The organism is Bordetella muralis, assembly GCF_965139205.1.
GTDB lineage: Bacteria > Pseudomonadota > Gammaproteobacteria > Burkholderiales > Burkholderiaceae_B > Bordetella_A > Bordetella_A muralis.
The window spans coordinates 114,464-127,537 of the sequence record NZ_CBCSIU010000006.1; the positions used below are offsets into that span (position 1 = coordinate 114,464).

12 protein-coding genes are annotated in these 13,074 nt (G+C 61.1%); all 12 read left to right on the plus strand.

All coding sequences use genetic code 11. The features are described from left to right. Positions 1-2 precede the first annotated feature (2 nt). The 12 genes from ACNA0I_RS11515 (at position 3) to ACNA0I_RS11570 (ending at position 13,050) form a co-directional block, all read left to right on the plus strand. On the plus strand, positions 3-878 hold the full coding sequence (locus ACNA0I_RS11515; RefSeq protein ID WP_415806143.1) for a branched-chain amino acid ABC transporter permease: 876 nt from the start codon (positions 3-5) through the stop codon (positions 876-878). A 2-nt stretch (positions 879-880) separates the two neighbouring features. Then, positions 881-1,849, plus strand: a complete 969-nt coding sequence (locus ACNA0I_RS11520) for a branched-chain amino acid ABC transporter permease (protein WP_415806144.1) — start codon at positions 881-883, stop codon at positions 1,847-1,849. Next, on the plus strand, positions 1,842-2,597 hold the full coding sequence (locus ACNA0I_RS11525; RefSeq protein WP_415806145.1) for an ABC transporter ATP-binding protein: 756 nt from the start codon (positions 1,842-1,844) through the stop codon (positions 2,595-2,597). The genes ACNA0I_RS11520 and ACNA0I_RS11525 overlap by 8 nt, the downstream gene beginning before the upstream one ends. Continuing rightward, positions 2,594-3,304 (plus strand): ABC transporter ATP-binding protein, encoded by a 711-nt coding sequence (locus ACNA0I_RS11530; protein ID WP_415806146.1) that lies wholly within the window; start codon positions 2,594-2,596, stop codon positions 3,302-3,304. Before ACNA0I_RS11525 ends, ACNA0I_RS11530 begins: the two co-directional genes overlap by 4 nt. Continuing rightward, entirely contained in the window at positions 3,304-4,569 is a 1,266-nt protein-coding gene (locus ACNA0I_RS11535; protein ID WP_415806147.1) for a 3-isopropylmalate dehydratase large subunit, read from the plus strand. Before ACNA0I_RS11530 ends, ACNA0I_RS11535 begins: the two co-directional genes overlap by 1 nt. 67 nt (positions 4,570-4,636) lie before the next feature. After that, the gene (locus ACNA0I_RS11540) at positions 4,637-5,119 is read left to right on the plus strand and encodes a LeuD/DmdB family oxidoreductase small subunit (protein WP_415806148.1); all 483 of its coding nucleotides are present in this window, start codon (positions 4,637-4,639) and stop codon (positions 5,117-5,119) included. 23 nt (positions 5,120-5,142) lie between these two features. Further along, on the plus strand, positions 5,143-6,813 hold the full coding sequence (locus ACNA0I_RS11545) for a hydantoinase B/oxoprolinase family protein (protein WP_415806149.1): 1,671 nt from the start codon (positions 5,143-5,145) through the stop codon (positions 6,811-6,813). After that, positions 6,810-8,858: a hydantoinase/oxoprolinase family protein gene (locus tag ACNA0I_RS11550; protein ID WP_415806150.1), complete on the plus strand. Its 2,049-nt coding sequence runs from the start codon at positions 6,810-6,812 to the stop codon at positions 8,856-8,858. Before ACNA0I_RS11545 ends, ACNA0I_RS11550 begins: the two co-directional genes overlap by 4 nt. 11 nt (positions 8,859-8,869) lie before the next feature. Further along, positions 8,870-9,466, plus strand: a complete 597-nt coding sequence (locus ACNA0I_RS11555) for a cysteine hydrolase family protein (RefSeq protein WP_415806151.1) — start codon at positions 8,870-8,872, stop codon at positions 9,464-9,466. Positions 9,467-9,552: 86 nt separating this feature from the next. Beyond that, on the plus strand, positions 9,553-10,893 hold the full coding sequence (locus ACNA0I_RS11560; RefSeq protein WP_415806152.1) for an FAD-dependent oxidoreductase: 1,341 nt from the start codon (positions 9,553-9,555) through the stop codon (positions 10,891-10,893). 95 nt (positions 10,894-10,988) lie between these two features. Further along, positions 10,989-11,846: an isocitrate lyase/PEP mutase family protein gene (locus tag ACNA0I_RS11565; RefSeq protein WP_415806153.1), complete on the plus strand. Its 858-nt coding sequence runs from the start codon at positions 10,989-10,991 to the stop codon at positions 11,844-11,846. Between the two features lie 172 nt (positions 11,847-12,018). Next, positions 12,019-13,050, plus strand: a complete 1,032-nt coding sequence (locus tag ACNA0I_RS11570) for a hypothetical protein (RefSeq protein ID WP_415806154.1) — start codon at positions 12,019-12,021, stop codon at positions 13,048-13,050. The last annotated feature ends 24 nt before the right edge of the window (positions 13,051-13,074 follow it).

Below are 13,074 nucleotides of genomic sequence, written 5' to 3' on the forward strand. Positions count from 1 at the left end.
CGATGTTGTGGGATCCCGCTATTCTATTGTCTGCCGTGCTCAACGGCCTGACCACCGGCGCGGTGTACGCGCTGGTGGCGTTGGGCTTGACGCTGATTTACGGTGTTTTGCACATCATCAATTTCGCGCACGGTGCCGCCCTGATGGTGGCGTTGTACGCCGTGTATCTGTTGAAAGAGCGTTTGGGGCTGGATCCCTATATGGCGCTGCCGTTCGTGATGGCGGGCATGTTTGTGCTGGGGTATTTCCTGCAGCGCGTCATCATCAGCCGCGCCAGCCACGGTAAGGACGAGAACATTCTTTTGGTGACCTTGGGCCTGTCGATCGTGCTCGAGAACCTGGCGCTGGTGTGGTTCAAGTCGGATACGCGAAGTATTGATACGGCCTATACCCTGTCTACGGTGGAAATCGGGCCGGCGTTGATTGCATTGCCTAAAGTCATTGCCTTTGCCGGTGCGATGGTGGTGGCGGCCGTGTTGCTGTGGGTGATCCGCCGCACCGATCTGGGCCGCGCCATACGCGCCGTGGCAAAGGAAAAGCAGGGCGCCAAACTGATGGGTATAGACGTCGAACGCGTGTACGCCTTGTCGTTTGCCATAGGCATGGCCTGTCTGGGCGCTGCTGCCTGTTTCCTGTTGCCTGCGTACTACGTCAATCCGCAGGTGGGCAGCGGCTTTGTGCTGATCGCTTTCACCATCGTGGTGTTGGGCGGCATGGGCAGCTTTGCCGGAGCCCTGGTCGGCGGCTTGTTGATTGGCGTGGTGGAGTCGCTTGGGGGGTTGTTCCTGGGCGACTCGCTGGGCCAGATGGGCATCTTTGCCATCTTTATTCTCGTGTTGCTGTTTCGCCCGCAGGGGCTGTTTGGGGCGAGGGCGTAACCATGAAGGATTTATACGGGATCCTGATTTTCGGCCTGGCGGTGGCTGTGGCGACGATGTTCGTCCAGTCCGGCGTATGGCTGACATTCATCATGATGTCGCTGTATGCGGCGTTGCTGGCGCAAGCGTGGAACATTCTGGGCGGCTATGGCGGGCAGTTATCGTTTGGCCACGCCCTGTTCTTCGGTGTCGGGGCCTATGCGCAGGCGTTAGGGCAGTTGAACTTCGGTATTAATCCATGGGCGGTGTTGCCGGTAGCGATCGTCTGTGGCGCGGCCGTGGGGTTGGTCGTAGGGGGATTGACCTTTCGCTACGGTTTGCGCGGCTCATATTTCGCATTGGTGACCTTGGCCTTTGCCGAGGTGTTTCGCATCATCGCCGGATCGGTGTCGTTCACGGGCGGCGGTGTGGGTTTGATGGTGCCGCTGAAAGAGGGCGTGGCCAATATGCAGTTTGCCTCGCGTCACGGCTATATCTATTTGATTCTGGTGTTCGTGTTGTTGGCACTGGGTGTCACGGCGTGGTTGCGGCATTCGCGTTTCGGCGCCTATCTGCAAGCCGTGCGTGATAACGAGGATGCGGCGCGCGCCATCGGTGTGGACCCGTTGAATATCAAGCTCAAGGGCATTGCGATCTCGGCGGCGTTCATGAGCGCGGCTGGGGCGTTCTACGTGCAGGTGTTCCAGTATATTGATCCGTCGATTGCGTTCGGGCCTGCTGTATCGGTCGAGGCGCTGGTAGGGGCCATTGTCGGTGGCATCGGCACGCTATGGGGCCCGATTGCGGGCGCGGTAGCGTTGCATGTATTGGCGGACTTTACGCGCAACCTGTTTGGCGAGCTACCAGGTATCAGCATGGTGATATACGGCATCGTGCTGATTGCGATCGTGATGTTTGCGCCGCGTGGGCTGTCGGGCTATGGCCAACCAGTGATGCGCCTGTTTAGCCAGAAGGGGCGCAACCATGGCTGACATCTTGCTTCAGGCAGAAAATCTGTCGATTACGTTTGGCGGCGTGAAAGCCGTACAGGATGTGAGCCTGGCCGTGCCGCGCGGCAGCTTGACTGCGTTGGTCGGGCCGAATGGCGCCGGTAAAACCACGCTATTCGGTTTGTTGTCGGGGTTCTTGCGCGCACAACAGGGACGTGTCGTCTTTGACGGTACGGACATCACCGGAATGGCGCCCCAACGCTCGGCACAGTTGGGGCTGACTCGTACCTTTCAGGTGGTGCAGCCCTTCGGCGCGCAGACAGTGCGGCAGAACATTGCCGTAGGAGCGCATTTGCGAGTCGCCAATCGCGCCCAGGCGCTGGAGGCTGCCGAAGCCATTGCGAGACGCGTGAATCTGCATCGCCAATTGGACAAACCGGCCGCCGATCTGACCGTGGCGGGCCGCAAGCGGCTGGAGCTGGCCCGCGCCTTGGCCACTCAACCTCGTGTGTTATTGCTGGACGAAGTGCTGGCGGGCCTGAATCCCGCCGAGATTGACGAGATGATTCCGGTGGTGCGTCAGTTGACTGCGGATGGCATCACCGTTTTGATGATCGAACACGTGATGCGCGCCGTGATGAGCCTGGCTGAACATGTGTGGGTTTTGGCGCAGGGGCGATTGATCGCCGAGGGCGCGCCGTCGGTGGTGACTCGTGATGCGGCGGTGGTCGAGGCATATCTCGGTCATGGCGCCGCGGCGCGCATCGCTGCCATGGAGGTGCGGGCATGAGCGCGTTACTGGAAGTCAGCGGCTTGCGAGCCGGCTATGGCCGTATGGAGGTCCTGCGCGGCGTCGACCTGCATGTCGAACAGGGCGAGATTGTCGTATTGCTGGGCAGTAACGGTGCGGGCAAGTCCACGCTGAACAACACGTTATGCGGCATTTATCGCCCCTGGGAAGGCCAGGTACGTTTTGATGGCCAGAACTTGACGGGCAAGCATTACCGCGAGGTAGTCAAGGCCGGCTTGATCCAGGTGCCGGAGGGACGCCGGGTATTTCCCAATCTCAGTGTGCGTGAGAACCTGGAATTAGGCTCTTTCACGCGGGCGCGTGAACGCCGCGCCGCAAATCTGGATCGGGTGTTGACGATTTTCCCCCGTCTGGGTGAGCGTTTGACGCAATTCGCGGGGACGATGTCCGGCGGCGAGCAGCAGATGCTGGCGATCGGACGTGGTTTGATGGCCGAGCCGCGCTTGCTGATTTTGGACGAACCTTCATTGGGGCTGTCGCCGCTGATGGTAGAAGAAATGTTCGGCTTGATCAGCCGTTTGCACGACGATGGTTTGTCGATCTTGCTGGTCGAGCAGAACGTGGGCCAATCGCTCGAAGTCGGACAGCGAGCCTACGTACTGGAAGACGGCGCCATTCGCCATAGCGGCGGCTGTGCAGAGTTGATGGCCAGCGATGATGTGCGACGAGCATATTTGGGGATGTAATGATGAAGCAGACCCTGGCACAAAAACTGATCGCCGCTGCGAGCGGTCGCGATTCGGTCGCCGAAGGCGAGATCGTGACGTGCTCCGTAGATCTGGCGATGTTCCATGATTCCAGTGGCCCTCGCCGGCTGGAGCCCATGTTGCGCGAATTGGGCGCGACGATCTGGGATCGCAACAAAGTGGTGCTGGTGATCGATCACTATGTGCCGGAATCGGACGACGAATCGCGCCGCATCGTGCGTATTGCGCGGGATTGGGCGCGCAGCGAGCGCTTGCCCCATGTCTATGACAGCCAGGGCATCTGCCATGTCGTGGTGCCGCAGGGCGGTCATTTGCGCCCGGGGATGTTCTGTGTCGGTGGGGATTCGCATTCACCGACCGGCGGGGCGTTTGGCGCGTATATGTTCGGCGTGGGCAGTACCGAAATGCTGGGCGTGGTCGTCACGGGGCAGATCTGGGTCAAGGTGCCACGGACCCTGATGATGCGCTGGAACGGCCGCCTCGGCGATGGCGTGACGGCCAAGGACATGATGCTGCACCTGATTGGCCGCTATGGCATGAACGGCGGACAGTATCAGGCGGTGGAATTCTGCGGCGAGGCAGTACGGGCATTGTCCATGCCCGAGCGCATGACCCTGTCCAATATGAGTGCGGAACTAGGATCGCAAGTCGGGCTGGTGGCCCCGGACGAGACGACTGCCGCCTGGCTGCGCGAGGTCGGTGTGACCGAGCCGCTGGACGTGCAGCGCTGGCACAGCGATGAGGGCTGCGATGCCGAATGGCATGACTTTGATGCCAGTGCATTGGCGCCGCAGGTGGCCGCCCCGCATAGCCCCGCCAATGCGCGCGATGCGGGCAGTTATCACGACATAGCGGTGCAGGCAGCGTATATCGGCGCATGTACCGGCGCCAAACTGGAGGACCTGCGCGCCGCCGCCAGAGTGTTGCGTGGCAAGCGTCTGGCAGACGGTATGTGCCTGATCGTCGCGCCGGCCAGCATGAAAGACCAGGCCGCCGCGACACAAGAGGGCGTGATGCAAGTGTTGACGGACGCCGGGGCGCAAGTATTGCCCACCACATGCGGCGCGTGTGCCGGTTACGGCGGCTCGATCCCGGATGGCGCCACGGTGATTTCCAGCACGGCCCGCAATTTCAAAGGCCGTATGGGCTCGGAGTCCGCACAGGTGTATTTAGGTTCGCCATACAGTGTGGCGGCTGCTGCCGTGGCGGGCCGCATTATCGACCCGCGTGAGGTGATGCAATGATGGCGCGATATCTTGACGTGCATAAGGCCCTGTGTCTGCCTGGCGTGGCGCAAAGCAGGAGAGTCCAATGAGCGCGCGCGTATGGCTTGTCGGTGAGGATATCGACACTGACGCCTTGGCGCCCGGCGCCTATATGAAGTTCGGCATTGACGAGATCGCGCGTCACTGCCTGCAACGGGTACGGCCCGATTTCGCCCCGGCGGTCCAACGTGGGGATGTCCTGGTCGCCGGACCCAATTTTGGCATTGGGTCCTCGCGCGAGCAGGCGGCCGCGGCACTGGTGCATTTGGGTGTAGCGGCGGTGATCGCCCCATCATTCAGCGGCTTGTTTTTCCGCAATGCCTTCAACGTGGGGTTATTGCTGTTGACGTGCCCGCAGGCGGAGCAATTGGCCGAGGGCGAGCGGGTCACGTTAGACCTGGACCATGGCCTCGTCCGCAACGAGAAAGGCCAGTCGCTGACCTGTGAACCCGTGCCGGATTTTCTGCTGGATATGGTGCGAGCGGGTGGCCTTTTGAATCTACTGAAGACGCGCAGCCGGCCGTCTTGATCACGACAAACTGGAATCGAATCATGCTTGACCCCGTGACCTTGGCCGTCCTGAAGGGACGGCTGGAACAGATCGCCGATGAGATGGATGCGACGCTGTATCGCAGCGCTTTCAATCCCATCATCGCAGAGGCCCATGATGCATGTCATGGCCTGTACGACGCCGAGTCGGGCGCGACCCTGGTACAAGGCAAATCCGGATTGCCGGTGTTTGTCGGCGCGATGTCCTTTGCCGTGCAGGCGGCCGCCCGTGCCGCTGCCGAACGTGGCGGGATGGTCGATGGCGATGTCTGGCTATTCAACGATCCCTATGACGGCGGCACACATGCCAACGATTTCAAGCTGGTGCGCCCCGTGTTCCGTGATGGCAAGCTGTTTTGCTTTCTGGCGTCGGCCGCCCACTGGCATGACATAGGCGGCGCCGTGCCTGGTAACTACAATCCATCGGCGACGGAGTGTTGGCAAGAGGCCGTGCAGATTCCGCCAGTGCGTATTGTGCGTGCGGGCACGCTGGATGCAGACGTATTGGCGATCTTGAAGGCGAATACACGCCTGCCCGACAGTCTCTGGGGCGATCTGAATGGTCAGTTGGCTGCGTTGGAGCTTGGGGCAGGGCGGCTGGACGGCTTGCTGGACGAGTACGGCGACAACACGGTCAAAGAGGCATTGGATACCTTGCGCCTGCGGGCGCTGCGTCTGATGCGTGATCACATCGAACGCCTGCCGGATGGTGAGTATGCCTTTGCGGATACGCTGGATAACGACGGGGTTCGCGACGAGACGTTGACCATTTCGCTGAAGCTGCGCGTGGCGGGCGACAGACTGACCCTGGATTTTTCCGAGACCTCGCCGTCATGTGCCGGTCCGGTGAACATTTCGCGCGCTACAGCCATCGCGGCTTGCTATGTGGCATTGAAGCACGTGTTCCCCGATGTGCCGGCTAATGCAGGGGTGCTGGACGCGGTGGATGTGGTTTTGCCTGATGGCTTGCTGATCTCGGCGGCGCGTCCGCGGCCGGTGGGAGGTTATACCGAAACCATTCTGCGCATGATCGATGTGATTTTCTGCGCCGTGGCCCAGGCCGCGCCAGAACGCGCACCTGCCCAAGCCTATGGCACCATCAATGCACTGTCGATCGCAGGCTACCGCAGCGACGAGGCGCGCAAGGGGCAGCGCTGGGTGATGTTCAGTTTCTTTGGCGGCGGACATGGCGGCCACAGCGATGGCGATGGGTTGTCGCACGGCAACGCACCGATTTCCACCGCTACCATTCCACCGCTGGAGATCCTGGAGGCCGCCTATCCCGTGCGTTTTACGCAATGGGCATTACGTCCCGATTCGGCAGGCGACGGCCAGCACCGTGGCGGTTTGGGCGCCATCTATGAAATCGAGCTGCTGGAAGACAGCGCCGAGGCTTTTATCTTTGGCGAACGCGGACGCAGCGCACCCAAGGGTATCGCTGGGGGAGCGCCGGCTGTTCCCAATGTCTTCAAATATGAAAACGAAGGGCAGTGGCATACGCCACCCATGACCTCAAAAATGCTGGGCATACGTTTGAAACGCGGTGAACGCGTGCGCCTCGAGACGCCGGGAGGCGGCGGCTACGGATCGCCGCAGGCCCGTTCTGCGGAGGCGCGCGAGCGCGACCAGAAAATGGGGTATGTCAGTCAAGCAGAACAGGAGCAGGCAGCATGAGCGCCGCGCAGCAATCGTTGGTGGTTGGGGTAGACGTCGGTGGGACGTTTACCGATCTTTTTGTACTGGATGAAAAAGCCGGCAGCGCCCGTGTGGTGAAAGTCCCCTCGACGCGCGGCGAAGAGGCTCGCGGTTTCATGAACGGCATCGAGCGTGTCGCCGATGGCGCCGATGCGATTGCGACCATCGTGCATGGCACGACGGTGGGCACCAATGCTTTGCTCGAACGTAAAGTCGCTCGTACGGGCATCATCACGACCGAGGGATTCCGCGATGTGCTGGAGATGCGCCGCCGTGACCGTCCGCAAACCTGGGGTCTGCGCGGCAATTACGAGCCCGTGGTATCGCGTGATTTACGTTTCGAGGTCCGCGAGCGAGTCTTGGCCGACGGAACGATTCATACGCAGGTTGATCTCGACCAAGTAGAGACGGCGGCACGCGAGCTGTTGACACTGGGCTGCGAGGCGGTGTGCGTGTTCTTTGTGAATGCCTACGCCAATCCGGCCAACGAGGCAGCCGCGGTCGCGCGTGTCCGCCAGATCTGGCCCAATGGCAATGTCACGGCTGCGACGGAAGTGCTGCCCGAGATCCGGGAGTTTGAACGCTGCTCGACGGCGACCTTGAATGCGTCGTTGCAGCCTGTCGTGGGCAGCTATCTCTCTCGTCTGGAAACCGATTTGAAAAGCCACGGGTTCGAGGGTGAACTGCTGGTGGTGCAAAGCAACGGCGGCGTCATGTCGCGTCAAACGGCATGCGATGTGCCGGTGCGTACGGCGCTATCAGGGCCGGCTGCGGGCGTGATCGCATGCGCAGCTATAGCGCGTGCGGCAGGGTTGCCGGACGTCGTGACAGGCGATATGGGCGGCACCTCATTCGACGTCTCGTTGGTCGCAGGCGGAGAGGCTTCGCTGGCCGCGCAGACATCGATTGAATTCGGTATGGTGGTGCGTGCGCCGATGATCCAGATCGAGACGATAGGCGCTGGAGGGGGTTCGATTGCCAGTGTCGATGCGGGCGGCCTGCTGCAGGTGGGGCCGGAGTCTGCCGGCAGTATTCCCGGGCCGGCGTGTTATGGGCGGGGGAATACGCGTCCCACGGTGACGGACGCCAATGTCTTGTTGGGCCGCATCGCCGCGGATCGTCCGTTAGGCGGCGGTCTGTTGGCGCAGATGAATACACAGTTGGCGCACACGGCGATCGACACGCACGTGGGACAGCCATTGGGTTTGGACGCGTATGCGGCCGCTGAAGCCATCCTGACAGTGGCCAATGCCAAAATGGCCGGTGCGATTCGGGTGGTCTCGATTGAACGCGGCCATGATCCGCGCAAGTTTGCCTATATGCCTTTTGGTGGCGGCGGTGCATTGCATGTGTGCGCCATGATGCGCGAGGTGGGCTGCACGCGAGGCCTGATTCCGCGCTTTCCCGGCGTGACATCGGCATTGGGCTGCGTGATGGCGGATATGCGTCATGACGGTGTGCAGACGCTGAACGTGACGCTGGACGGTTTGAACATTGATGAGTTGGTCGCGCGGATCGACGCCTTGGCCGAAGCCTGCCAGGCACGCCTGGATTCTGCAGGCGTAGCGTTCGAGGGCGTGCGCGAGAGTATTGAGCTGGATATGCTGTATGCAGGCCAGAGCCATACGGTGACCGTGGAGGTCTCGCGCGAGGCCCTGGACCGTACGGCTATCGGCGCAGCCTTTGAGGCCGCATATCGCCGTGCGTACGGCCGCAGCTTGCCCGGCATCGCGATCCGTGTCTTGAACTTGCGCTATGCACGGATCGGTCAGCGGCCCAAATTCGATCTGGCCTTGTTGGCCCCGACCGCGACTGACATGCCGGCATCATTGGGCACGCAGCGCGTCTATCACAGCGGACAATGGTGGGACGCGGCCCGGTATGAACGGCTGGCGCTGCCGATAGGCGCACACGTAGACGGGCCTGCGATCCTGGAGCAGCCCGACACCACGATTTGGCTGGAACCTGGATTCCGCGGCCAAGTGGACGCCCTGGGCAATCTCTTGATCGCGCGCCAGGAATAAGGAGCACGCTCGTGTCACATTCAACCGCACTCATCATCGTCGATCTGCAAAACGATTTTCTCGCGCCGGGTGGTGCCTATGATCGCGGCGGCGCGGTCAGCCCCGAGGCTCGTGCCTTGCCGCCGCGCGTGGCGCCTGTTGCGCGTGCGATCAAGGCGGCCGGGGGCTATGTGGCCGCCAGCCAATTCACCTTGTGGCCGGATGCTCAGGGCGAGCCGATGATCTCGCCGCATTTGCGCCGCCTGCGTCCGTTTTTGAAGCGCGGCGATTTTGTGGCGGGCAGCCCGGGCCATGGTTGTGTGGCCGAGTTGGATGGCCTGGTCGACGTGTCTGTCTGGAAAGTCGCGTATTCCGCGTTTTTCAATACGCAACTGGATTGGGTGCTGCGGCGCACAGGCATTGACCATGTGGCTGTTTGCGGCATCGTCACCAATGGCGGCGTTGCCAGCACGGTGCGCGATGCGCATATGCGCGATTATCACGTGACGGTATTGGCCGATGGATGTGCGGCGCCCAGACCCGAAATGCACGATGCCGCGTTGGCCGATCTTCGTACGGTGGCCGAGATCGTGACATGCCAGGAATTTGTCGAGAGTCTATCGCGATGAGTATGTCCGGTGTCATGCAGGAACCTGCAGCCGGTGGCGGCCATGGGCCTCGTATTCGGCGGGGCACTGGATCCGCTGGCGAGAATATGCCCGTTGTCATCATTGGTGCAGGCGCCTGCGGGCTGACGGCCGCCTGGCGGCTGGCGCGTGCAGGGATTGAGTGCGTGTTGATCGAGCGCGACACGGTGCCTAGCGGTTCGACAGCGTTGTCTTCAGGTTTTATCCCGGCGGCAGGGACACGTGCACAACAGGCTGCTGGCCTGACGGATAGTCCAACGGAATTCGCAGCAGATATTCATGCCAAGGCGCATGGCCAGGCAGCGTCCCATCTGGTGACCGCCTATACCGAGGCGATTCCTCAGGCGATCGATGCATTGCAAGAGGCCGGATTGGCGTTTGAGGTGCTGGACGGTTTTCTGTATCCCGGGCATCACAAACGCCGCATGCACAGCTTGCCCGAGCGCACCGGCGCTGCATTGGTGGGTGCGTTGACGAACACGGCCACCGAGGCCGGCGCGTATCTGTTGACGGACACCGTGGCGCGCGAATTATGGTGTGATGATGATGGCCGAATTACCGCCGTAGGCTGCGAGCGGCCCGATGGCGGCACGGAAGTGATCGGTTGCGATGTGCTGTTGCTCGCCTGCAATGGCTTTGGCGGCAATGATGCGATGCGCCGGGAATATCTGCCTGCCATGGCCGACGCCGTGTATGGCGGCCACGTTGGCAACGATGGCAGCGCGGTGCAATGGGGCCTGCAACTAGGCGCGCAATTGGCGGATATGGGCGGCTATCAAGGGCACGGCTCATGGGCGATTCCGCAAGGCGCGTTGATTTCGTGGGCGGTCATCATGGACGGAGGCGTGCAGATCAATCGGGCAGGGCAGCGTTTCCATGACGAAACACAGGGTTATTCCGAGGCTGCCGTACATGTATTGGCGCAACCGGACGGCGTGGCATGGAATGTGTTTGATGCCCAGACCTTGGCGCTGTTGCGGGAGTTCCCTGATTTCCAGGATGCGGAGGCAGGAGGTGCATTGCGGTGTGCCGAGGATGCGCAAGCACTGGCCGATATCATCGGCTGCAATAAGGAAACCCTGGCGGCCAGTCTGGCGTCGATTTCCCCCGGAAAGGACGACACGTTGGGACGCCGCTTTACGCGCAATCTTGTTGCGCCGTACTACGCGATCAAGGTCACTGGCGCGTTATTTCATACACAGGGCGGATTGGACATCGATGCGCAATGCCGGGTGCGGGATACGAACGGCCGGGCTTTTCCGAACCTGCTCGCGGCCGGCGGTGCCGCGCGCGGCGTGTCCGGCAATGAGGTGTCGGGCTATCTCTCGGGCAACGGTCTGTTGAGCGCCGTGGCAGGGGGCTATATCGCAGCTGCGACGGCCGCGGAATTGCTGGGCCGGCCGCTGTAGCGCTGTTCAGCGACAGATCAGGCCATTCCAATAGACGTAGGCCATGCGCTACGTCCCTGGGGCATCACTACTGAAGTTTCTCGGAGTCACAACGAATGAAAAAACTTGCACAACAGCTGGCTCAGGGTTGCGTTCTGGCCCCCGGCGTTTACGATGCCTTGTCCGCGTTGATCGCGGAACAGGCTGGCTTTGATGCGCTTTATCTCTCGGGCGCTTCCATTGCCTATACCCGATTGGGACGTTCCGACGTGGGGCTGACGACGTATACCGAGGTCGAGGATACCTTGGCCCGTATCGCCGAGCGCGTATCGGTGCCTGTGATCGTGGATGGGGATACCGGGTTCGGCAATGCGCTGAACGTGCAACGTACCGTGCGTGGCTTTGAGCGTGCAGGTGCGGCCATGATCCAGTTAGAAGATCAGACTTTCCCGAAACGCTGCGGCCATCTGGATGGCAAGACGGTGGTGCCGGCCAACGAAATGCGCGGAAAACTGCGCGCGGCCGTCGATGCCAGACATAGCGACGACACCCTGATTCTCGCGCGCACGGACGCCATCGCTGTCGAGGGTTTAGAGGCCGCTTTCGATCGCGCCGAACAATACCTCGAGGACGGCGCCGACGCCTTGTTTATCGAGGCGCTGCGCACGCCAGAGCAAATGCACGCTGCCTGCGCGCGCTTTGCGGGACGCGTGCCGTTGCTTGCCAATATGGTCGAAGGCGGCAAGACCCCGGTCAAAGCTGCCGTGGAATTAGCCGAGGTCGGTTTCCGTATCGTGATTTTTCCCGGCGGTACGGCACGAGCAGTGGCACATACTTTGGCAGGCTATTACGGCAGCTTGCGGCACAACGGCAGCACCGCGCCGTGGCGCGACCAGATGCTGGATTTTGATGGGCTCAATGAGGTCATTGGCACACCGGAACTGCTCGCCGCGGGGAAACGTTACGAGGGTTAGCGAAGCAGAAAGTTGGCTCACGCCATCGGGATATGAGTAAATTTCATCTAATCAATGAATATTTCTGACGAAATGCAGGTGGCATAGCGCGATAACGGGCTGTGAGCGTTATTTCGCACGATTATCGCCGTAGACTGCGGACTTCATTTTTTCCGAAGCTCGCGATTTCATCATGTCTGTCATTCTGCCCACCACACTCGTTGGATCTTATTCTCAGCCCGATTGGCTGATTGACCGTAGCAAACTGGCTGGACGCTTTCCGCCGCGTGTGCGCGCGCAGGAACTCTGGCGCGTGGCCCCGGAGTGGTTGGAACAGGCGCAGGATGATGCCACGCTGTTGGCTATCCGCGACCAGGAACGCGCCGGGATTGACATCATCAGTGATGGTGAGGCACGTCGCGAGAGCTATTCCAACCGTTTTGCTACGGCGCTGGACGGCGTGGATCTGGATAATCCCGGCACGGCCTTGGATCGTAGCGGCCACCCGAACCCCGTGCCGCGCATCACAGGCAAGATCCGTCGCCGCCATGCCGTGCAAGTACGTGATGTCGAGTTCTTGCGCGCCAACACCGATCGTCCAATCAAGATCACGGTGCCTGGCCCATTCACGATGGCACAACAGGCGCAAAACGATTTCTATGCCAGTGATGAAGACATGGCGATGGATTATGCGGTCGCGGTCAACGAAGAAATCCTGGATCTATTTGCCGCCGGCGCCAGCGTGGTGCAGATCGATGAACCCTATCTACAGGCTCGTCCTGAAAAAGCCCGGGATTTCGGTGTGCGTGTGCTGAACCGTGCATTGCAAGGCGTCACGGGCACGACCGCCGTGCATATCTGCTTTGGTTATGCCGCCATCATCCATGCCCGCCCAGAGGGGTATTCGTTCCTGCATGAGCTGGACGCCAGTCTCGCCAGCCAGATCTCGGTAGAGACCGCGCAATCGAATCTGGATTGCGCGATTCTGGAAAAATTGCCATCCAAGACCATCATGTTGGGAGTGCTGGATCTGTCTAATCCCGAAGTCGAAACGCCTGAAGTCGTGGCGCAGCGGATTCGCCGTGCGCTGCCCCACGTTCCGGTAGAGCGTCTGGTCATTGCGCCGGATTGCGGTCTCAAGTATCTGCCGCGCGATGTGGCGTACGGCAAGATGAAGGCCATGGTGGACGGCGCACGTATTGTGCGCGCGGAATTGGCGCGTTGATCGTTATTTTTCACGTTTTCGATA